The organism is Klebsiella sp. A52 (assembly GCF_018388785.1).
Classification (GTDB): Bacteria; Pseudomonadota; Gammaproteobacteria; order Enterobacterales; family Enterobacteriaceae; genus Klebsiella; species Klebsiella aerogenes.
The window spans coordinates 913,198-933,585 of the sequence record NZ_CP074437.1; the positions used below are offsets into that span (position 1 = coordinate 913,198).

Consider the following 20,388-nt stretch of genomic DNA (forward strand, 5'->3'; position numbering starts at 1 on the left):
TCTACTCGCAACCGTCGAGTGAAACAAATTTTGTGCAATCCGGCGGCGATATTACATCCTGATAATTTATTGCTAACTTAATTGCATAAATAAAATTGATAAATCAGCGCACGGATTGATAAAAAAATCGAACGCGTCAATTTTCCCCAACATCCCTATGGCTATACTCATTTACCTATAAAGGAGCAGTGATACTTTTTCGCCAGCCCGGCGGCGAAATACACAAAAACTGGAGGAATGTCGTGCAAACTTTTCAAGCCGATCTTGTCGTCATTGGCGCAGGCGGAGCAGGTCTTCGCGCAGCCATCGCCGCTGCGCAGGCTAATCCAAAAGCCAAAATCGCACTGATTTCAAAAGTCTATCCAATGCGTAGCCATACCGTCGCCGCCGAAGGCGGTTCTGCGGCGGTCGCGCAGGATCACGATAGCTTTGAATACCATTTTCACGACACCGTCGCCGGCGGCGACTGGCTCTGTGAACAGGATGTCGTAGACTATTTCGTACACCACTGCCCCACGGAAATGACCCAGCTTGAGCTGTGGGGCTGCCCGTGGAGCCGCCGCCCGGACGGCAGCGTCAACGTTCGCCGCTTCGGCGGGATGAAAATCGAACGTACATGGTTCGCCGCCGATAAAACCGGCTTCCATATGCTGCATACCCTCTTCCAGACCTCCCTCCAGTTCCCGCAAATTCAACGTTTCGACGAGCACTTCGTGCTGGATATTCTGGTCGATGACGGCCAGGCCCGCGGCCTGGTGGCAATGAATATGATGGAAGGCACGCTGGTGCAAATTCGCGCCAATGCGGTCGTCATGGCTACCGGCGGCGCTGGCCGCGTCTATCGCTATAACACCAACGGCGGCATCGTCACCGGCGATGGCATGGGCATGGCGCTGGGCCACGGCGTCCCGCTGCGCGACATGGAGTTCGTCCAGTATCACCCAACCGGCCTGCCGGGCTCGGGGATCCTGATGACCGAAGGCTGCCGCGGCGAAGGCGGTATTCTGGTGAATAAGAACGGCTATCGCTACCTGCAGGATTACGGCATGGGGCCGGAAACGCCGCTCGGCGAGCCGAAAAACAAATACATGGAACTCGGCCCGCGCGATAAAGTTTCTCAAGCCTTCTGGCACGAGTGGCGCAAAGGCAACACCATTCCGACGCCGCGCGGCGACGTGGTTTATCTCGACCTGCGTCATCTCGGCGAGAAGAAACTGCTTGAACGCCTACCGTTCATCTGCGAACTGGCGAAAGCCTATGTTGGCGTCGATCCGGTGAAAGAGCCCATTCCGGTGCGCCCGACCGCCCACTACACGATGGGCGGCATCGAAACTGACCAACAGTGCGAAACCCGCATCAAGGGCCTGTTCGCCGTCGGAGAATGTTCCTCCGTCGGTCTCCATGGCGCCAACCGTCTGGGATCCAACTCGCTCGCCGAGCTGGTGGTCTTTGGCCGCCTTGCCGGTGAGCAAGCCATGCAGCGCGCAATGGCCGCGGGCGAAGCCAACAACGCGGCGCTGGATGCGCAGGTCAACGACGTTGAAAACCGTCTTAAAGATCTCGTTAACCAGCAGGGCAATGAAAACTGGGCCAAAATCCGCGATGAAATGGGTATGTCGATGGAAGAAGGCTGCGGTATCTATCGCACGCCGGAGCTGATGCAGAAAACCATCGATAAGCTGGCCGAGCTGCAGGAGCGCTTTAAGCGCGTGCGTATCACCGACACCTCCAGCGTGTTTAATACCGACCTGCTCTACACCATTGAGCTGGGCCATGGTCTCAACGTCGCCGAATGTATGGCGCACTCCGCTATCGCGCGTAAAGAGTCACGCGGCGCCCACCAGCGCCTCGATGAAGGCTGCACTGAACGCGACGACGTCAATTTCCTCAAGCATACGCTCGCCTTCCGTGAGGCCGACGGCAGCACGCGCCTGGAGTATGGCGATGTGAAGATTACCACTCTGCCGCCTGCTAAACGCGTCTATGGCGCCGAAGCGGAAGCCGCTGAGAAGAAGGAGACGACCCATGGCTGAGATGAACAAACTGAAAGTTGAAGTGGTGCGCTACAACCCGGAAGTCGACACCGCGCCGCACAGCGCTTTCTATGAAGTCCCCTACGACGAACAAACCTCGCTGCTCGACGCGCTGGGCTATATCAAAGATAACCTCGCGCCGGATTTAAGCTACCGTTGGTCGTGCCGCATGGCGATCTGCGGCTCCTGCGGCATGATGGTCAACAAGGTGCCCAAACTGGCCTGTAAAACCTTCCTGCGCGATTATACCAAAGGGTTGAAGGTCGAAGCGCTGGCCAACTTCCCGATTGAGCGCGATCTGGTGGTCGATATGACCCACTTTATCGAAAGCCTGGAAGCGATTAAGCCGTATATCATCGGAAATAACCGCACGCCGGATCAGGGGCCAAATAAACAAACTCCGGCGCAGATGGCGAAATACCATCAGTTCTCCGGCTGCATCAACTGCGGTCTGTGCTATGCCGCCTGTCCGCAGTTTGGTCTGAATCCGGAGTTCATTGGCCCAGCGGCGATCACCCTCGCCCATCGTTACAACGAAGACAGCCGCGACCACGGCAAAAAGGAACGTATGGCGCAGCTCAACGGCCAGAACGGCGTGTGGAGCTGTACTTTCGTTGGCTTCTGCTCCGAAGTTTGTCCGAAGCATGTCGACCCGGCGGCCGCCATTCAGCAGGGTAAGGTAGAAAGTTCGAAAGACTTCCTGATCGCCACCCTGAAACCACGCTAAGGAGTGCACTATGACGACTAAACGCAAACCCTACGTGCGGCCCATGACCTCCACCTGGTGGAAGAAGCTGCCGTTTTATCGCTTCTATATGCTGCGTGAAGGGACGGCGGTGCCGACGGTCTGGTTCAGCATCGTGCTAATTTACGGCTTGTTCGCCCTCAAGCACGGCGCCGAAAGCTGGGATGGCTATGTGGCCTTCCTGCAAAACCCGATTGTGGTGATCCTCAACCTGATCACCCTCGCAGCCGCGCTGCTGCACACCAAAACCTGGTTTGAGCTGGCGCCGAAAGCCGCCAACATCATTGTTAAAGGCGAGAAAATGGGGCCTGAGCCGCTGATTAAAGGGCTGTGGGCGGTTACGGCGCTGGTTAGCATCGTGATCCTGTTTGTCGCGTTGTTCTGGTAAGGAGGCTGATATGATTAATCCCAATCCAAAACGTTCTGATGAACCGGTGTTCTGGGGGCTATTTGGCGCGGGCGGTATGTGGGGGGCGATTATCGCGCCGGTGATGGTGCTGCTGGTCGGCATTCTACTGCCGCTGGGGCTCGCGCCTGGCGATGCTTTCAGCTACGAACGCGTTTACGCCTTCGCCCATAGCTTCATCGGTCGCCTCTTTATCTTCCTGATGATTGTTCTGCCGCTGTGGTGCGGCCTGCACCGTATCCACCATGCGATGCATGACCTGAAAATCCACGTGCCGAACGGCAAATGGGTCTTCTATGGCCTGGCGGCGATTTTAACCGTCGTCACCCTGGTCGGCGTGTTATTTATCTGATGCAACATCTCGCCCGGTAGCAATCTGTTACCGGGCTCGCTTATCGACAAAATCACCCTACTTTTTTCCTGCCGCTATCTACACTTAGAAAAAAAGCGGTAAGGAAAATACCTATGCGTCTGCTGCCAGTGTTAACCGTGGTTATCGCGTCATTGCTGAGCGTTGCGTGCAGCAATCCCGTTCCTCCCGCTGGCGTGACCGTCGTCAGCCCATTTGAAAGCCAACGCTTCCTCGGCACCTGGTATGAAATCGCCCGCTTCGATCATCATTTCGAAAGCGGGCTGGAAAAGGTTACGGCGACTTACAGCCTGCGCGGCGATGGCGGCATTGATGTGGTCAATAAAGGTTATAACCCTGACCGCGGCATCTGGCAGAAAACAGACGGCGTTGCCTGGTTCACCGGCGATCCCAACCGCGCGGCGCTGAAGGTCTCTTTCTTCGGCCCCTTCTATGGCGGCTACAACGTCATTGCGCTGGATAAAGAGTACCGCCATGCGCTGGTTTGCGGGCCGGATCGCGATTACCTGTGGCTACTGGCGCGCACGCCGAAGATTTCGCCGCAGGTGAAACAGCAGATGCTGGATATCGCCACCCGACAGGGCTTCGACGTAAGCAAACTGATTTGGGTTAATCAGCGCTATTAATGCGCGCTCATTTTCAGCCCGATAATGCCGATCACAATACAGGCCAGGCTCGCGATACGCATCGGGCTTGCGGATTCGCCCAGCAGCACAATGCCGGTTATCGCTGCGCCAACGGCGCCGATCCCGGTCCACACCGCATAAGCGGTACCCACCGGCAGTGATTTCATCGCCCACGATAGCAGCGCCATACTGACGACCATAGCAGCAATAGTAATCACGCTTGGCAGCAGACGGCTAAATCCATGGGTATATTTGAGGCCGACGGCCCACACGACTTCCAGCAAACCGGCGATAAAGAGAATGATCCAGGACATAAGGCTCCAGTAATGGGGCCGTCCCCGAATGAGATACGCTCACGGGTCGTCCCGCAAGGTGGTTGAAAACGCCGGGATTATAAACAACGGCGCCGTGAATGTGAAGACCGGTACGGCGCAAGGCCGTACCGGTAATGTTTAATTCTGAGCTTTGGTCGCCGCGCCAGAGATAGCGCTGCCGCCGTCAGAGATGTCTTCACCGATACCACGCGTGGTGTTACATGCGGTGAGCACAGAGGAAAGGACCAAAACAGTAAAGAACGCCGCAATCGTTTTTTTCACCATAATATCATCCTTATAAACAGTTTTTGTTTTCTTGCCCTATAAGCATAGCCAAACTGATTCAGAATGAAGGGATAGTCGCGTTTTTTAAGAGAAAAAGAGGTTCAGGGTGAACTGAGCAAAATGAATTGCAGGGAAGGCAGATGAAATGAGACTAGCTAACGGCGTGAGAAATCGCGTGCCCCAGCCCCTGGATATCCTCGCCAATACCGCGGGCGGTATTGCATCCAGTAAGCAGCGCGCCGCTGAGCAGCAGCAAGGCAAGAAGTTTGAGCATCTGGTTCATGTTAGTTCTGGCGCGAAACTGAAGGCGCAGCAGCAAGGCTGCGCCCACCGTCTCAAAGCATGAATTACTTCACGCGAGATACGTATTCGCCGGAGCGGGTATCTACTTTGATGACTTCGCCAATCTGAACGAACAGCGGAACTTTAACCACAGCGCCAGTGGATAGAGTCGCCGGCTTGCCGCCAGTACCTGCGGTGTCGCCTTTCAGACCCGGATCGGTTTCAACGATTTCCAGTTCAACGAAGTTAGGCGGGGTCACAGCGATAGGCTGACCGTTCCACAGGGTTACGATGCACTCAGCCTGATCCAGCAGCCATTTAGCATTGTCGCCGATAGCTTTAGCATCAGCAGACAGCTGTTCGAAGGTTTCGTTGTTCATGAAGTGCCAGAACTCACCGTCGTTGTACAGGTAAGTCAGGTTCATATCGACAACGTCCGCGCCTTCTGCAGAGTCGGTGGACTTGAAAGTTTTTTCTACACGGGTGCCGGTCAGCAGGCGACGCAGCTTAACGCGTGCGAATGCCTGACCTTTACCTGGTTTAACGAATTCGCTGGCTTCAACCGCATACGGTTCGCCATCCATCATGATTTTAAGACCAGCACGAAAATCGTTGCTATAGTAAGTCGCCATAAGGCCCTCTGAAATTGTTTAACTTGGTAGCTAAGCCACAAAATGGCGCATATTGTAACCCTAAATACCCCATCCAGAGAAGATTGGATCACGCAACTTGCCGATGTTGTGACCAGTCCCGATGAACTATTGCATCTTTTAGATCTGGAAACAGATGCAAACCTATTGGCGGGACGTGATGCGAAGCGTCTCTTCGCGCTGCGCGTGCCGCGCGCGTTTATTGCACGAATGGAGAAAGGAAATCCCCACGATCCTCTTCTTCGTCAGGTACTTACCGCGCAAGAAGAGTTTATTGCCGCTCCTGGTTTTTCCACCGATCCGCTGGAAGAGCAACACAGCGTGGTGCCCGGCCTACTGCATAAATATAGCAACCGGGCGCTATTGCTGGTGAAAGGCGGCTGCGCGGTCAACTGCCGCTACTGCTTCCGCCGTCACTTCCCCTATGCCGAGAACCAGGGTAATAAACGCAACTGGCAGGCGGCGCTGGAGTACATTGCCGCCAATCCGCAATTAGATGAGATTATTTTCTCCGGCGGCGATCCGTTGATGGCGAAAGACCACGAACTGGAGTGGCTGCTGACGCAACTGGAAGCTATCCCGCATATTAAACGGTTACGCATCCATAGCCGCTTGCCGATTGTCATTCCGGCGCGGATCACCGAAGGGCTGACGGCTCGCTTTAGCGCCTCCTCGCTGCAGATATTGTTAGTTAACCATATCAATCATGCCAACGAGATCGGCCCGGAATTCCGGGCGGCAATGGCGCTGCTACGGCAAGCGCGCGTGACGCTGCTCAACCAAAGCGTCCTGCTGCGCGGTGTTAACGACAATGCACAAACCCTGGCGAATCTCAGTAATGCGCTGTTCGATGCCGGGGTAATGCCCTACTACCTGCACGTGCTCGATAAAGTCCAGGGCGCGGCTCATTTCATGGTAGAAGACGAGGAAGCTCGTGCCATCATGCGTGAGCTATTAACGCTGGTATCCGGATATATGGTGCCAAGATTGGCACGTGAAATAGGCGGCGAACCGAGTAAAACGCCGCTGGATTTAGGTTTAAAGCAACAAAACTAAGTTTTTCTGCCGGCCCTGTCCGGCAGATACCTAAATGACAAATGCGTTTTCCTGGCAAATAATAGATATAAAATTTTTCACCAGCGTTATCCAGAAGGCAGTGTTTGCTTAACATTTATAATTATATATACGCGTATCTATTAAATGATGCGCTAATAAGACATCTAAAAAAGCAGTGAAAGTATATTGGTTGCAACCATAACAATAAACATCACCACAATCCATCTGGGTAATTTAAATGCTGTCCCTCTGCGACTTTCGATTCGATTATCACTTACAGTATCTATAACTTCGTACCTTTCACTCTCCTCGCACTCTCTATCACTTACAGGATCCTCTACATTCGCCGATGGACTCGCTTTCACCTCTTCCGCTTTGGTCACTGGTGTGATCACTGCATCCGTAGCAAGGATAAATCCGCGTTGTCTGACGGTAATAATGATATCCTGAGATAATCCAGCCTTTACCAGTGATTTTCTGAGCAATGATATATTTTGGTAAAAGGTGTTTTGCGCAACTATTACACCCCTTGTTTTCCAGACTGTTTCCAGAAATTCCTCACGTGAAATGATCCTTCCATTACTTTCTATTAGCAACAATAAACAACGAGCGGTCGGCCCATTTAAGTTAACGGTAGTGCCATTTTCATTAACAGTTCGCAACTCACTCATATTCACATCAAAAATAACTTCATCGTTAATGATGAATTCACTAAATGCCATAATGTCTTCCCTTTTTCATTAGCTATGTGAAATAAACATGAAATTAATGAAATTCCATCTTTAATGTTGAGCGAATAGCCTTGAACAGGCCTGCTATTAGATGGCTTCACATATCAATCATTGAGTCTCGATTTTGCATCCAGGATAAGACTAACATGATATTTAAACTGAATGGAAGCCAGAGACACCGCACAACATTCATCGAATCAACGCTATCACTTATAGTTCAAATAAAAATGTGAATCGTTCCTTTGAACATTAAAAAATTTATTCAATTAAAATTCACATGCATTTTCCCTAACGGCGAATTAGATTCCTCAGTGCTCCCGTCTTAAGCTAAATGCAGGCCACCATCTGCTTATTAGCCTAAGGGACAACAAGGAGTACAGAGATGGGATAGTGTAGTTCTTGGGCAATTATCGGATAATTAGACAAACCAATAATTAGCAATTAGAGCGATATCTATTTCAAGGATTACGTATTTATACATGGACAAATAAATGAAAAAAACAATCGTAGCTGTTATGGTTGCTGCATCTGCAGTTCTGAGCGCTCAGGCAATGGCAGCTAACACTGCTGAAGTGACCGTTCTGGGTGAAGTCAATGACTCCTCCTCTTCTTGCGTAGTCACCCCGACAGGTACTCTGAACAACGGCATCGTTCGTCTGACTTCTGTTACCACCAGCGAAGCGAACGCGCAGGCTGCAAACACCCTTTTCAAAAGCCAGAAGTTTGGTTTTGATGTTTCTGATTGCGCCAAAGGCAGCAGCGATCCGGCAACTGGCCTGACTGTTGCTGTTACTGGTACAACCAGCAGCGATGCGGCCATTCTGGACAACACCGCTGACGACGGCGCAGCTGGTATCGGTATCGGTATCGCGAAAGTAAGCGACGGTTCTCGTGTTAAGTTCGATGGTTCCAGCACCATGTCTGAAACCTACACTGACGGTTCCGTCACTTCCCTGAACTACTATGCTGGTTATGTGAAAGTAAATGCCACAACTGCTGTAACCGAAGGTCCAGTTAAAGGCGTTGCAACCTTTACTATCGATTACACCATCTAATTCTATTTTAAAGGGCTCGCCGTCTGGCGAGCCCTTTTTTCCGTTTAGAGAAATGCTATGTTAAGCACCTTATTTAAACTTCTCATTCCCTTTTTTTTATTGATTAGCGGTTTTGCACATGCCGGTATCGTTATTGAGTCAACTCGCTATCTCTACAAAGAGGGTGCCCGCGAAATCACCGCCCAGATAGAGAACAAAGACGGTATTCCTTACTTAATTAAGTCCTGGATTGAGACACAAAAAGGGCAAACACCATCTTTCACGGCTACTCCGCCGCTATTCCGACTTGAAGCAAAACAGCAAAATACCGTGCGTTTGTTTTCAACCAATAATGTCACAGCGCCAACCGATCGTGAATCTGTATTTTATTTCAACGTTATGGCTATCCCGCCAGCGGATGAGACCAACGCCAAAAACAATACGATTCAGCTAGCTGTTCGCCACCGTATGCGTCTGGTGTATCGGCCAAAATCGCTGTTTGATATGAAACCGAATGAGGAAGCGGCAAAACTCCAATGGAGTAAATCAGGCAATAAATTGTTCATTAAAAACCCGACACCTTTCTTCTATTACTTCAACACAATAAAAATTGGCAGTGCCGAAATAAAAAATGAAGTAAACACGGTCCCACCGATGGAAACAAAAGAAGTAACGTTAAAGGGAAATATAAACGCATCAAGCGTGACATGGAAAATAGTTAATGATTATGGTGGGGCTGGATCGCTCTATTCATCACCGTTGTAATTGGGAACTTTTATTAACGTTATAGGGATGTGTTTATGCAAAATAAAAATAAAGAGCTATTCAAACTATCAACGCTCTGCATCACTTTGTTGCCAGCGTTTTTTTGTGGTTTGGATAACAAAGCGCAAGCACGTGATTTCTTCGATCCCTCATTCATCAATTCATTGAATGGTAGCGATCCTTCAAACGCCCCAGATTTATCTATTTTTGAAGCCAGGAACGCTCAGGCGCCCGGGGATTATCGGGTGGATATTGTCTTCAATGGCCAATATCTGGATACCCGTACCATCAAGTTTGTTATTGATAGTCATACTGCCGACAAGAGTGATGATATCAAATTAGCCCCCTGTTTCACTCTTAAAGACCTTGCGGAATATGGTGTCAGAGTGAAATCCTTCCCAGCGCTGAAAGAAGATGCCAATAACTGCGTTAACCTAACAGCAATACCGGATACAAAAGCGGATTTCGATTTTACTGCACAACGGTTAAATATCTCTATACCACAGGCAGCATTATCCACCGTCGTGCAAGGCTTTATTCCGGAAGATCAATTTGATGAAGGTATTAACGCGCTGTTAATGAATTACCAGTTCAGCGGCTCGAATGATTTCGAATCAGAAGATGAATACTATAGCCTTAACCTCCAGTCCGGTTTAAATCTTGGTCCATGGCGTATCCGAAATTTGAGCACCTGGAATAAAACGAAAGGTGAATCCAGCAACTGGGAATCAGCTTACCTGTACATGCAGCGCAGCATTCGCCCTCTTAATAGTAATCTGGTAATGGGTGAAAGCTCCTCGCTTTCCAGCATCTTTGATAGCGTACCGTTTACCGGGATTCAAATGGCAACGGATACTTCCATGCTGCCGGAGAGCCTTCGCGGCTATGCGCCAATTATCCGTGGGATTGCAAAAACCAACGCCAGGGTGATCGTTAAACAGAATGGCTACCAGGTATATCAGACCTACGTCGCGCCCGGCGCCTTTGAAATCACCGATATGTACCCAAGCGGCGGTAGCGGCGATCTATACGTTACGGTAGAAGAATCGGATGGCTCAAAGCAAGAATTCATCGTGCCGTTCGCCACGCTGCCGGTGATGGTACGCGAAGGCCAGCTGCAATATGAAATCACTTCAGGTAAATATCGTCCATATGATGACGGTGTCCATGAAACGCCATTCACCCAAGCAACGATAAGCTACGGTGTATCCAGTAGCCTGACGGCCTACGGCGGGATGCAAATGGCCTCACATTATCAGGCATTGTCATCCGGTCTCGGCTATAACCTCGGCGATTTCGGCGCCGCGTCAGCGGATGTCACCCAGGCCTGGTCAAAAATGCAGGATCGGGAAAAGACTTCGGGACAGTCCTGGCGAATCCGCTACGGTAAAAACATCCTTGATACCGGAACCAACATTACCATCGCTGGCTACCGGTACTCTACTGAGGGATTTAACACTTTATCCGAGGTGCTGGATAGCTATGCTAATGACGGTAGCTATACCACCCGTTCATTACGCAATCGAACCAACCTGACACTCAACCAAAGCTTGGGTAAAGGGCTCGGAAGCCTCTCTATTAGTGGTCTGGTAGAGGATTATTGGGATGATAAACGCACCAATAAATCTATCAGCGTTGGCTATAACGGTGGGTTTAAAAACGTGAACTTCTACCTGGGTTATAGCTATAGCCGCTACACCTGGGGCGGCAATAGCTCTAATAAAGATGCCCAGGACGATCAGCGTATAACCCTGACCGTTACCCTACCGATCAGCAACTGGCTTCCTGGCACCTATACCAGCTACCAGCTCACAAATAGCAATCCAGGCTCAACGGATCAATCGGTTGCAATCGGCGGCGTCGGGCTGGAAAACGATAGTCTGGACTGGAGTATTCAGCAAGGATACAGCAACCGCGAATATTACAGCGGCGACATGCGCGCCACTTATAACAGTTCTCAAGGAAGTGTTAACGCCGGTTATAGCTACGATCGCGATAGCCAACGCATTGATTATGGTGCCAATGGTAGCATTATCGCCCACGCCGACGGCATTACGTTAGGGCAGGACATCACCGATGCCGCCGTACTGGTTAAGGCTCCAGGGCTGGATGACGTCAAACTGAGCACCGATAACACCATTTCAACCGACTATCGCGGCTATGCCATTGTGCCTTATGTTACCCCTTATCGTCGCACCGATATCACACTCGACACCGCCACGCTTGGCGATGATATGGAACTACCGGAAACAACGCAAACCGTGGTGCCGACTCGCGGCGCTATCGTGCGGGCCAACTACGACGGCAAGATTGGGCAGCGCGCCTTTATTCACCTGAAAACTGTCAGCGGCAATGATGTTCCTTATGGCGCTATGGTCTTACTGGCTGGTGATACGAAAAGCCAGGCCAGTATCGTCAGCGATGCCGGGATGGTCTATATGTCCGGGCTGCAGCCAACCGGAACGCTCAACGTGCAGTGGGGAAAAAGTTCTAACCAACAATGTAACGCTCCATTCACGCTGCCACCGCGGGAAGGCAAAACCGCTGGCTTAAACCAGGTCGAAGCGGTGTGTCGCTAGCAATTATTTAAGGACGAATATTGATGAAGAGAATGTTTATTCTATTAATGCTTTTAGTTACCTGTGGTGAGGCGGCTGCAAAATGTAGTTACTCAGGTAGCATCCAGCGGCAAGCATTTACTATTAGAGCAAAAATATCGACAGACGACTCAATTCCAGTGGGCAGCATATTATATTCGACTAAATACGGCACTGGTAACTATAAAAACTTCACATGCAGCCAGAAAGATAACGATCAGTATATTACGACTATCAGTACTGCGGAGGTCGCTGGCGTTACAGGAATACATGGAATGCCGGTGTATGAAACCGGAATTGACGGTATAGGATTCCAGGTATCCGATCTGCTGGAAAGTAAAAATGGCGCACTGGTTCCTGCCGTTGCGGGTTCGGTACTGGTACCGTTTGAGAAAACCTCAGATAACTACTATAAGTTTGTTACCGTGTGGTTTATCAAAACAAAACAGGTCATTGATACTTCAGGATCGGATTCAAACCCGTCAATAAGTTTCTCTGTCGGCAACCCTACAACCAACCCAAGCGCCAGTGATAGACTTTTATACACTACGACCATCAAACTGAAAAATACTACCTATCAGGCAACATCCTGTGATATATCGCCCTCCAGTTCACAGATAACACTCGGTCGGATTAAAAAAAGCACGCTAATGTCAGTCTCCCGCGGCGGTGTGACACCAGAGCAAAAAAATATTTTATTAACTATTAACTGTCCAGCCGGTTCTATCGGGAATACGTTAATGTACTGGTTTAATCCAATAGGTACCTCCAGCACATCTGGCGATGGCATCATTAATAATATGATAACCGATAATAGCGGCGCCAAAAATGTCGGCATTATTTTCAAACAAACTGGGACGCCTTTAGTTTTCTATGATATGGATAGCTATAGCTTCAACAGTGCAGCAACTTCGCAGGTCATCAATCTTACCGCTGACTACTATCGCCAAAGCAATAGTGTTGACGATATTACTAACGGTAAAGTTAAGGCAATGTTAGAGGTGGTAATACAGGAACAATAACATTAAGAAAATAGACATGAATTCACAAACAATTCATGTCTATTACATTGCTTAACAAGCAATCGTCGCTTACATTTCTGTCCGATCTGTAATTAGATCAATCCGTAATAATATTAATTTAAAGGAATAAATATGAAGCAATTAACAGTATTTGAGATGGAAGAGATCTCCGGAGGCTATTCATGGGATTTCTCTTCTATTTCTTCTACCGTGACATCTTTACTTGGTAATGCGGCTGAAGCCGCAGGCTCCGCAATCCTCGGTTCCGTTATTGTCGGTGCAATTGGTGCTTCTGTTGGAGGAACATTAGGTGGGACAAATGGTGGGCTTTTAGGTTTCGGCCTGTTGGGTAACTTGGTTGGATTATTTGCTGGTGCAGCCGTCGGTGCAATTGCAGGTGCTGTCGGCGCCGTGGCAGTAGGCTGGGATAAGTGCATTGATTATTTAGGTCAACTTATCGACGCCGGGCTTGATGGTACCTTTGTACCTTGGCCATCATCGTAAATATTTTTTTACATAAACAAAGGCCATATTGGCCTTTGTTTCCCCGACTACTATAATCAGAATCATCATTCATGAATAATAAGCTTTATCGCAAGGAAGCGATCGAATACAAAAGAAATCACTGGAAGGGTAAAGCCTTATTGCTCGCTGGCTTACCTGCATGGTTGATTGCATTGTTATCGGCACTATTTCTCATTGCGCTTATTTGCGCATTGATTTTTTGTAAATTTACCCAGCGTGTCGATGTGCGGGGCGAGGTAATTACTCTCCCACACTCCATTAACGTATTTGCGCCCCAGCAGGGATTTATCGTTAAGCAGCATGTTAAGATAGGCGACATGGTTAAAAAAAACCAACCGCTCTACGAAATTGATGTTTCGCGCAGCACTACCAGCGGTAATGTCAGCGCGGCACAGATAGAAGTCATCAATGAAAAAATCGCCAACTCAGAAGATATTATAAAAAAACTGGAAGACAATAAAAGCCAAACATTAAATGCGCTGAACGAGCAATTAAAAACCACCACAGACTCCCTGAAGGAGACCAACCGTATGCTGGTCAACACTCAGGTAGGTCTGAAAAAAATGCACGACAATCTTTCCAGCTATGATAAGTATCTTAGCAATGGTCTGATAACCAAAGACCAATATAATTATCAGCACTCTCTGTATTTTCAGCAACAGAGCGCCTATCAGTCTTTAGTTAGCCAGAAGATGCAACTGGAATCGCAAATTACCCAGCTTAATAGCGACAAAATTACTAAAGCCGCTGATTTTGACAATCAAATATCCAGCCAATACAACCAGTCCAACGATTTTAAAAATCAGCTAGTCGAATCCAATGCTAACGGCAATATAATTATCAAATCAACCAGCGATGGCAGAATTGAGTCACTCTCTGCTACACAAGGGCAAACCGTTGATAATGGCAGCAGTCTGGCACAGATAAAACCGACCGGAAACGTTGAGTATTATCTCATTCTATGGCTACCCAACAATACGATTCCATATTTAAAAGTAGGGGATGTTATAAATATTCGTTACGATGCTTTCCCATCGGATAAATTTGGTCAATTCCCAGGAAAGCTCATATCCATTTCTTCCATGCCAGCATCACGGCAAGAAATGTCTGAATACACCAACGTCAGTAACGGTTCCAATCAGCAGCAAGAACTGGCGCTGTATAAAGCAATTGTCAAAATTAAAGATAAGCAGTTCGAATATGACGGAAAAAAGCTAAGTCTGTCCAATGGGCTTAAAGCGCAGGCCGTTGTCTTCCTTGAAGAACGCCCTCTCTACATGTGGATGTTTACTCCGGTTTATAAGATTACTCAAAGCGTGAGCGGCCCGATTCATGACTAATGAACTGTTTGAAAAAATTACGGCGAAAGTTAATTTTTCAATCTTGAAAAAGACGCCGGTAATATTGCAATCTGAAGCCGCCGAGTGTGGCATTGCCTGCCTGGCAATGATTTGCGGCCATTATGGTCTCGATATCGATCTCTTCAATTTCCGCCAGCGCTTTGGCAGCCCCTCTCAGGGGGTCACGCTAATGTCATTAAGCAAAACGGCAGAGCATGCAGGTTTAAAGAGCCGGGCGCTATCGCTCGATCTGGATGAGATCAGACAATTAAAGCTGCCCTGTGTTATCCACTGGGGAATGAACCACTATGTCGTTTTGACCAAAGTGCGTAAATCCAGCTTTATCATCCACGATCCGGCACTGGGTAAACGCATAATCGGCATCCAGGAAATGTCGAATAATTTTACCGGCATCGCGTTAGAGCTATGGCCCGATCAGAACTTCCAGCAGGAAAAAGCCAAATCTCGCCTGCGTTTGTTAGACCTGATGCGCAATATCGTTGGCTTAAAATCTGCGCTGCTGAAGATTTTCGCTTTTTCCGTCGTCGTTGAAGCCATTGGATTGCTGCTGCCGATAGGCACGCAGTTAGTCACAGACCACGTGATCATGGCCCACGATCAAAGCCTACTCTCGGTTATCTGTATTGGCCTGGTTTTCTTTACCCTCTTCCGCACCTTTATCAGCATGCTACGCGCATGGACCTCGCTAACGCTGAACACGCTGACCAATATTCAGTGGAAAACCACTCTTTTCGATCATTTGGCCAGCCTACCGCTGTCTTTTTTTGAAAAGCGCCATCTGGGGGATATTCAGTCACGTTTTTCATCGCTGGACACGATTCGCTCCACGTTCACTAACAGCATCGTCAGCGGCATTATTGACTCCATCATGACGATCGGCCTGCTGATTATGCTTACACTTTATGGCGGCTGGCTGACATGGGTCGTCGTTGGCTTTACCTTGTGCTACGCGCTCATGCGTTTGGGAACCTACCGCTTCTATCGCCGCGTTGCGGAAGAGCAGGTAATCAAAGGCGCGCGCTCCAGTTCGCATTTTATGGAGTCGCTGTATGGTATTTCGACCATCAAAGCGCTGAATCTGAAAGAGCGTCGCTCTCAGCACTGGCTAAACATCAATATCGACGCCTGTAATGCGGGGATCAAACAAACCCGTTTCGACATGATGTTTAGCGGTATCAATACCTTCATTACCGCTATCGATCAGGTAGCGGTACTGTGGCTGGGCGCCATTATGGTCATTGATAATGAAATGACCCTCGGTATGTTTATGGCCTTTAACGCCTACCGAGGCCAGTTCTCCCAGCGAGCATCCAGCCTGGTTGACCTGACCATGCAGCTGCGCATGCTCTCGCTGCATAACGAACGTCTTTCTGAAATCGTCTTCAGCGAACCCGAGCAAGAGTTGCCATCACGGGACGTCTTTTCGAAAGATGCCGGCGCCAGGCTTGAAGTCAAAAATCTTAGCTATCAGTACGATCCATTTTCACAGCCAATTTTCTCGAACCTGAACATCACCGTTGAGCCCGGTGAATCCGTCGCGCTGGTCGGCCCGTCCGGCGTCGGTAAGACCACGCTATTGAAAGTGATGTGCGGGCTGCTCTCCCCCACCAGCGGAGATGTGTTTGCCGATAATCTCGATATCCAGAAAATAGGTTTAAATAACTATCGGCAAGGAACCGCCTGCGTATTGCAGGAGGATAGGCTCTTTTCCGGTTCGCTTATTGATAATATCAGCGGCTTTGAAGACAACGCCGATCTGGGTTTTGTCGTAGAATGCGCCAAACGCTGCAACATCCATGACGAAATCATGAAAATGCCGATGGGCTATGAAACCATCATCGGTGAGTTAGGCTTAGGGATTTCCGGGGGCCAGAAACAACGTATTTTGATTGCTCGCGCGCTTTACCGTAAGCCGAGCATTCTGTTTATGGATGAGGCCACCAGCCATCTCGATTTAAGAAATGAGTCGGTCATTAACCAATCGATTTCAGGGCTCAGTATTACCCGCGTCATCGTTGCCCACCGCCCGTCAACTATCGCCTCTGCCGATCGGGTTATTGATTTGTCGCAGTCCAAAATACCAATGCCAGCGTAAGGAGAAGAATATGCAAGGAACGTTTATTGGTTTTAACACCGCCGGAATTACCTATGAAGACCATTTCATGGCGCTGCTGCTGAAAGTACAAAACCAGAATGGCCTGTGTCGGACGTTCTATTTACAGGCGCCGGCGCTGGCTGACCTGCTCATGGTCCTGACAACTCGAATGTCTGTTTTCTTACAGCGCTTGCAGCAAAGCGACGACACGCTGAAAGAGGAACTTATTGCCTACAATAATGAGCTCATCGCCAATACCCCAGCAGTCGATATGGCAGAGGTACAAAACCCGAATCCGGAGCTGCGGATCATGTCGATCACGTTGAAACCGGGGGTAAATGAGTCAACGCTGATCCTGATGCTGCAGAACGAGCAAATCGCGACATTACGCATTGAAGACCGACAGGTAGAGGCATTGATTCTGGGTATCAATCAATCTCTAAAAATGGTTGCTGATACGAAATTAAATGAGTACCTGGCGCTGGCTTTGGATTATGTACTGCTGTATACCGTCGATTTAACGACCCAACCTAACATTGAGTACCAACAATATGCTCAGGAAGAGTGGAAGCTGAATTTGTTTAGCCACCATCTGGCCGTGTTATACAGCTACGAGCAGGAGGAGGGTAAAAAAGTACTCTCCGGTGCGGTGATTAAAACCAGCGCCGCGCATCAGTCCGATGTTGAAAAGAGTATCGTGCTGCGTCTGCTTGAAAAGAGTCAGAAGCTAAAACAGGTCCACAGCCAGCATACGCCGTATCAAATCTTCAGTAAGGTAATTCCATCCGCCCCGGGACAAATGCTGACCAGAGATGAATGTATGCTGTCGCTGCGTGAATTCTACGTGGCTACCAGAGCAGCGCTAGAGGCATAAATTGTTAAGCACTCTCTGCACAGGCAGAGAGTGCTTAACGCATCAGTTCGGGCACTTATAAACCTGGCCGTTCATCTGGCTATCGGTCGGAACAAAGCTCGACAGCAGGTTTTGCGTCGGGCTGCTCACGCCATAAATGACGTTACCGCCCATGGCCGCCGCCTGGTTACGCAGAGCATTCGCCGCGCCGCGCATCGAGCCGCCTTCATCGCCATTCTGGCCTGACAGCCAGTTGCTTTGCGTGCCGGTAGCCGTCCCTAACAACTGGCATTCCGTTCCCGGTTTATCTTCAACAAAACGCACGCTCTGGCCGCCTGCGGTTAATTCGTTGCTGGAACTGCAACCCGCTAACAATAATGCTGCGCCGACAATCCCTGCTAAATATTTTACCTGCATGTTATTCCCCAATGAGCTGGACGCACTGGCCCGGATGTAAACCTTATACTAAAAAGCCAGCAAAAAGAAAAACCCCCAGCCATTTCTGACCGGGGGTTTCTGCATTTTTACGCCGTATAGCGCACGATTACATCATGCCGCCCATACCGCCCATGCCGCCCATACCACCAGCAGCACCTAAGTCAGGCGCGTCGCCTTTCGGCAGGTCGGTCACCATGCACTCGGTGGTGATCATCAGACCAGCAACGGATGCCGCGTACTGCAGCGCAGAACGGGTTACTTTAGTTGGGTCCAGGATACCGAAGTCGATCATGTTGCCGTACTCTTCGGTAGCCGCGTTGTAACCGTAGTTACCGTCGCCAGCTTTCACGTTGTTAGCAACAACAGACGGTTCTTCGCCGGCGTTGGAAACGATCTGACGCAGCGGCGCTTCCATTGCGCGCAGCGCAACTTTGATACCGACGTTCTGATCTTCGTTCTGACCGGTCAGGCCAGCGATTTTCGCCGCAACGCGAACCAGCGCTACGCCGCCGCCAGCTACCACGCCTTCTTCAACCGCAGCACGGGTCGCGTGCAGGGCATCGTCAACGCGCGCTTTTTTCTCTTTCATTTCAACTTCGGTAGCAGCACCGACTTTGATTACCGCAACGCCGCCGGCCAGTTTAGCCACGCGCTCCTGCAGTTTTTCACGGTCGTAATCAGAGGTCGCTTCTTCGATCTGCTTACGGATCTGAGCAACGCGGCCCTGAATCGCCGCTTCTTCGCCAACGCCATCGATGATGGTGGTGGTGTCTTTGTTGATAACAACGCGTTTCGCCTGACCCAGGTCTTCCAGAGTCGCTTTTTCCAGCTCCATACCGATCTCTTCAGAGATAACGGTACCGCCAGTCAGAGTCGCGATGTCCTGCAGCATAGCTTTACGACGGTCACCGAAGCCCGGCGCTTTAACCGCAGCAACTTTCACGATGCCGCGCATGGTGTTAACCACCAGGGTCGCCAGCGCTTCGCCTTCAACGTCTTCAGCGATGATAACCAGCGGTTTGCCAGCTTTCGCTACGGCTTCCAGAACCGGCAGCATTTCGCGGATGTTGGAGATTTTTTTGTCAGCCAGCAGGATGAACGGGCTTTCCAGTTCAACGGCGCCGGTGTCCGGCTTGTTGATGAAGTATGGGGACAGGTAGCCGCGGTCGAACTGCATACCTTCAACCACGTCCAGTTCGTCTTCCAGACCGGTACCGTCTTCAACGGTGATAACGCCTTCTTTACCGACTTTATCCATCGCTTCAGCGATCAGTTTACCTACGGTTTCGTCGGAGTTAGCGGAGATAGTACCAACCTGAGCAATCGCTTTAGAGTCGGAGCACGGTACGGACAGCGCTTTCAGTTCTTCAACGGCGGCAACGACAGCTTTGTCGATACCACGTTTCAGATCCATCGGGTTCATGCCCGCAGCAACGGCTTTCAGGCCTTCGTTAACGATAGCCTGAGCCAGTACGGTTGCGGTGGTGGTACCGTCGCCTGCAGCGTCGTTCGCTTTAGAGGCAACTTCTTTCACCATCTGCGCGCCCATGTTTTCGAATTTGTCTTCCAGTTCGATTTCACGAGCAACGGATACGCCATCTTTAGTGATGGTCGGCGCGCCGAAGGATTTGTCCAGAACAACGTTGCGGCCTTTCGGGCCCAGGGTCACTTTAACTGCATCTGCCAGTACGTTTACGCCGCGCAGCATTTTTACACGAGCGTCGTTACCGAATTTTACGTCTTTTGCTGCCATTTCTTTTATTCCTCAAATTCGTTCAGGGTCGTGCGAATTACGCTTCAACAATTGCCAGAATGTCGCTTTCGGACATGATCAGCACTTCTTCGTTGTCGATCTTCTCAGACTTCACGCCGTAACCATCGTTGAAAATCACGATGTCACCAACTTTAACGTCCAGCGGCTGCACAGTTCCGTTTTCCAGGATGCGGCCTTTACCGACAGCGATGATTTCGCCACGAGTTGATTTAGCTGCCGCAGAACCGGTCAGAACGATGCCGCCTGCAGATTTGGTTTCAACTTCTTTACGTTTGACGATCACACGATCATGTAACGGACGAATACTCATTGATAGCTCTCCTTCGAGAAAGTCATTATCAGTTATGGATGGCGCCGGGCCGTAAACGGTTTCCGACTAGTGCAGAGAGAGATGGGGATGGCCATTTACCGCTTCAAGGGGAAAAT

22 protein-coding genes are annotated in these 20,388 nt (G+C 49.8%); 14 read left to right on the forward strand and 8 right to left on the reverse strand.

What is annotated here, in order from left to right:
- The first annotated feature begins 242 nt into the window (after positions 1-242).
- The 5 genes from frdA (at position 243) to KGA69_RS04245 (ending at position 4,180) form a co-directional block, all read left to right on the forward strand.
- A complete protein-coding gene (gene frdA, locus KGA69_RS04225) occupies positions 243-2,033 on the forward strand; it encodes a fumarate reductase (quinol) flavoprotein subunit (protein ID WP_032713498.1) in 1,791 nt (596 codons plus the stop codon).
- On the forward strand, positions 2,026-2,760 hold the full coding sequence (gene frdB / locus KGA69_RS04230; protein WP_045362546.1) for a fumarate reductase iron-sulfur protein: 735 nt from the start codon (positions 2,026-2,028) through the stop codon (positions 2,758-2,760). The genes frdA and frdB overlap by 8 nt, the downstream gene beginning before the upstream one ends.
- A gap of 10 nt (positions 2,761-2,770) precedes the next feature.
- Positions 2,771-3,166: a fumarate reductase subunit FrdC gene (gene frdC, locus KGA69_RS04235; RefSeq protein WP_045396402.1), complete on the forward strand. Its 396-nt coding sequence runs from the start codon at positions 2,771-2,773 to the stop codon at positions 3,164-3,166.
- Between the two features lie 10 nt (positions 3,167-3,176).
- Positions 3,177-3,536, forward strand: a complete 360-nt coding sequence (frdD, locus tag KGA69_RS04240) for a fumarate reductase subunit FrdD (protein ID WP_015368650.1) — start codon at positions 3,177-3,179, stop codon at positions 3,534-3,536.
- Between the two features lie 113 nt (positions 3,537-3,649).
- Positions 3,650-4,180, forward strand: a complete 531-nt coding sequence (locus KGA69_RS04245; protein WP_047046300.1) for a lipocalin family protein — start codon at positions 3,650-3,652, stop codon at positions 4,178-4,180.
- Here KGA69_RS04245 and sugE read toward each other — a convergent pair.
- The 4 genes from sugE to efp form a co-directional block, all read right to left on the reverse strand.
- Positions 4,177-4,494, reverse strand: coding sequence for a quaternary ammonium compound efflux SMR transporter SugE (gene sugE / locus KGA69_RS04250; protein WP_045380130.1), 318 nt, complete (start codon positions 4,492-4,494; stop codon positions 4,177-4,179). The two genes, KGA69_RS04245 and sugE, sit on opposite strands and share 4 nt — an antisense overlap.
- Positions 4,495-4,632: 138 nt before the next feature.
- On the reverse strand, positions 4,633-4,779 hold the full coding sequence (gene ecnB / locus KGA69_RS04255) for a lipoprotein toxin entericidin B (protein ID WP_015368653.1): 147 nt from the start codon (positions 4,777-4,779) through the stop codon (positions 4,633-4,635).
- Positions 4,780-4,930: 151 nt separating this feature from the next.
- Entirely contained in the window at positions 4,931-5,062 is a 132-nt protein-coding gene (locus KGA69_RS04260; protein ID WP_047066041.1) for an entericidin A/B family lipoprotein, read from the reverse strand.
- A gap of 64 nt (positions 5,063-5,126) precedes the next feature.
- The gene (gene efp / locus KGA69_RS04265) at positions 5,127-5,693 is read right to left on the reverse strand and encodes an elongation factor P (RefSeq protein WP_003855940.1); all 567 of its coding nucleotides are present in this window, start codon (positions 5,691-5,693) and stop codon (positions 5,127-5,129) included.
- 42 nt (positions 5,694-5,735) lie between these two features.
- On the opposite strand from efp, the gene epmB reads away from it, so the two are divergent.
- The gene (gene epmB, locus KGA69_RS04270; protein WP_045396412.1) at positions 5,736-6,767 is read left to right on the forward strand and encodes an EF-P beta-lysylation protein EpmB; all 1,032 of its coding nucleotides are present in this window, start codon (positions 5,736-5,738) and stop codon (positions 6,765-6,767) included.
- A 164-nt stretch (positions 6,768-6,931) separates the two neighbouring features.
- On the opposite strand, the gene KGA69_RS04275 is transcribed toward epmB, so the two are convergent.
- Positions 6,932-7,489 (reverse strand): winged helix-turn-helix domain-containing protein, encoded by a 558-nt coding sequence (locus KGA69_RS04275; protein ID WP_045396416.1) that lies wholly within the window; start codon positions 7,487-7,489, stop codon positions 6,932-6,934.
- Between the two features lie 500 nt (positions 7,490-7,989).
- Between KGA69_RS04275 and KGA69_RS04280 the strand changes: the two genes are divergently transcribed.
- The 8 genes from KGA69_RS04280 to yjeJ all read left to right on the forward strand — a co-directional run bounded on the left by KGA69_RS04280 (position 7,990) and on the right by yjeJ (position 17,771).
- Complete coding sequence (locus tag KGA69_RS04280; RefSeq protein ID WP_045396419.1) at positions 7,990-8,553, forward strand: fimbrial protein; 564 nt, start codon at positions 7,990-7,992, stop codon at positions 8,551-8,553.
- A gap of 57 nt (positions 8,554-8,610) precedes the next feature.
- Entirely contained in the window at positions 8,611-9,297 is a 687-nt protein-coding gene (locus tag KGA69_RS04285) for a fimbrial biogenesis chaperone (protein ID WP_213292857.1), read from the forward strand.
- Positions 9,298-9,332: 35 nt separating this feature from the next.
- Entirely contained in the window at positions 9,333-11,876 is a 2,544-nt protein-coding gene (locus KGA69_RS04290; RefSeq protein WP_213292858.1) for a fimbria/pilus outer membrane usher protein, read from the forward strand.
- A gap of 23 nt (positions 11,877-11,899) precedes the next feature.
- Complete coding sequence (locus KGA69_RS04295; protein WP_213292859.1) at positions 11,900-12,916, forward strand: fimbrial protein; 1,017 nt, start codon at positions 11,900-11,902, stop codon at positions 12,914-12,916.
- A 132-nt stretch (positions 12,917-13,048) separates the two neighbouring features.
- Positions 13,049-13,420 carry a hypothetical protein gene (locus KGA69_RS04300; protein ID WP_045396432.1) on the forward strand — a complete coding sequence of 124 codons (372 nt, stop codon included), beginning with the start codon at positions 13,049-13,051 and terminating at the stop codon, positions 13,418-13,420.
- A 71-nt stretch (positions 13,421-13,491) separates the two neighbouring features.
- Positions 13,492-14,781, forward strand: coding sequence for an HlyD family secretion protein (locus tag KGA69_RS04305; protein WP_213292860.1), 1,290 nt, complete (start codon positions 13,492-13,494; stop codon positions 14,779-14,781).
- Positions 14,774-16,897 carry a peptidase domain-containing ABC transporter gene (locus tag KGA69_RS04310; protein ID WP_213292861.1) on the forward strand — a complete coding sequence of 708 codons (2,124 nt, stop codon included), beginning with the start codon at positions 14,774-14,776 and terminating at the stop codon, positions 16,895-16,897. Before KGA69_RS04305 ends, KGA69_RS04310 begins: the two co-directional genes overlap by 8 nt.
- 10 nt (positions 16,898-16,907) lie before the next feature.
- Complete coding sequence (gene yjeJ, locus KGA69_RS04315) at positions 16,908-17,771, forward strand: YjeJ family protein (RefSeq protein ID WP_045396441.1); 864 nt, start codon at positions 16,908-16,910, stop codon at positions 17,769-17,771.
- A 42-nt stretch (positions 17,772-17,813) separates the two neighbouring features.
- Here yjeJ and KGA69_RS04320 read toward each other — a convergent pair whose 3' ends face one another.
- From KGA69_RS04320 to KGA69_RS04330, 3 genes are all read right to left on the reverse strand, one after another.
- Entirely contained in the window at positions 17,814-18,167 is a 354-nt protein-coding gene (locus KGA69_RS04320; protein ID WP_015368664.1) for a DUF4156 domain-containing protein, read from the reverse strand.
- Between the two features lie 127 nt (positions 18,168-18,294).
- A complete protein-coding gene (gene groL, locus KGA69_RS04325; protein WP_015368665.1) occupies positions 18,295-19,941 on the reverse strand; it encodes a chaperonin GroEL in 1,647 nt (548 codons plus the stop codon).
- 37 nt (positions 19,942-19,978) lie between these two features.
- Positions 19,979-20,272 carry a co-chaperone GroES gene (locus KGA69_RS04330; protein ID WP_003855929.1) on the reverse strand — a complete coding sequence of 98 codons (294 nt, stop codon included), beginning with the start codon at positions 20,270-20,272 and terminating at the stop codon, positions 19,979-19,981.
- Positions 20,273-20,388 lie beyond the last annotated feature (116 nt).

What these genes read in the sequence shown, in the direction of transcription:
- KGA69_RS04280 (WP_045396419.1), top strand. Translation starts at nt 7,990, where the DNA reads ATGAAAAAAACAATCGTAGCTGTTATGGTTGCTGCATCTGCAGTTCTG.
- KGA69_RS04290 (WP_213292858.1), top strand. Translation starts at nt 9,333, where the DNA reads ATGCAAAATAAAAATAAAGAGCTATTCAAACTATCAACGCTCTGCATC.
- KGA69_RS04330 (WP_003855929.1), bottom strand. Translation starts at nt 20,272, where the DNA reads ATGAGTATTCGTCCGTTACATGATCGTGTGATCGTCAAACGTAAAGAA.
- KGA69_RS04320 (WP_015368664.1), bottom strand. Translation starts at nt 18,167, where the DNA reads ATGCAGGTAAAATATTTAGCAGGGATTGTCGGCGCAGCATTATTGTTA.
- epmB (WP_045396412.1), top strand. Translation starts at nt 5,736, where the DNA reads ATGGCGCATATTGTAACCCTAAATACCCCATCCAGAGAAGATTGGATC.
- sugE (WP_045380130.1), bottom strand. Translation starts at nt 4,494, where the DNA reads ATGTCCTGGATCATTCTCTTTATCGCCGGTTTGCTGGAAGTCGTGTGG.
- frdB (WP_045362546.1), top strand. Translation starts at nt 2,026, where the DNA reads ATGGCTGAGATGAACAAACTGAAAGTTGAAGTGGTGCGCTACAACCCG.
- groL (WP_015368665.1), bottom strand. Translation starts at nt 19,941, where the DNA reads ATGGCAGCAAAAGACGTAAAATTCGGTAACGACGCTCGTGTAAAAATG.
- KGA69_RS04300 (WP_045396432.1), top strand. Translation starts at nt 13,049, where the DNA reads ATGAAGCAATTAACAGTATTTGAGATGGAAGAGATCTCCGGAGGCTAT.
- KGA69_RS04285 (WP_213292857.1), top strand. Translation starts at nt 8,611, where the DNA reads ATGTTAAGCACCTTATTTAAACTTCTCATTCCCTTTTTTTTATTGATT.
- yjeJ (WP_045396441.1), top strand. Translation starts at nt 16,908, where the DNA reads ATGCAAGGAACGTTTATTGGTTTTAACACCGCCGGAATTACCTATGAA.
- frdD (WP_015368650.1), top strand. Translation starts at nt 3,177, where the DNA reads ATGATTAATCCCAATCCAAAACGTTCTGATGAACCGGTGTTCTGGGGG.
- KGA69_RS04245 (WP_047046300.1), top strand. Translation starts at nt 3,650, where the DNA reads ATGCGTCTGCTGCCAGTGTTAACCGTGGTTATCGCGTCATTGCTGAGC.
- KGA69_RS04310 (WP_213292861.1), top strand. Translation starts at nt 14,774, where the DNA reads ATGACTAATGAACTGTTTGAAAAAATTACGGCGAAAGTTAATTTTTCA.
- KGA69_RS04305 (WP_213292860.1), top strand. Translation starts at nt 13,492, where the DNA reads ATGAATAATAAGCTTTATCGCAAGGAAGCGATCGAATACAAAAGAAAT.
- KGA69_RS04295 (WP_213292859.1), top strand. Translation starts at nt 11,900, where the DNA reads ATGAAGAGAATGTTTATTCTATTAATGCTTTTAGTTACCTGTGGTGAG.
- frdC (WP_045396402.1), top strand. Translation starts at nt 2,771, where the DNA reads ATGACGACTAAACGCAAACCCTACGTGCGGCCCATGACCTCCACCTGG.
- KGA69_RS04275 (WP_045396416.1), bottom strand. Translation starts at nt 7,489, where the DNA reads ATGGCATTTAGTGAATTCATCATTAACGATGAAGTTATTTTTGATGTG.
- ecnB (WP_015368653.1), bottom strand. Translation starts at nt 4,779, where the DNA reads ATGGTGAAAAAAACGATTGCGGCGTTCTTTACTGTTTTGGTCCTTTCC.
- KGA69_RS04260 (WP_047066041.1), bottom strand. Translation starts at nt 5,062, where the DNA reads ATGAACCAGATGCTCAAACTTCTTGCCTTGCTGCTGCTCAGCGGCGCG.
- efp (WP_003855940.1), bottom strand. Translation starts at nt 5,693, where the DNA reads ATGGCGACTTACTATAGCAACGATTTTCGTGCTGGTCTTAAAATCATG.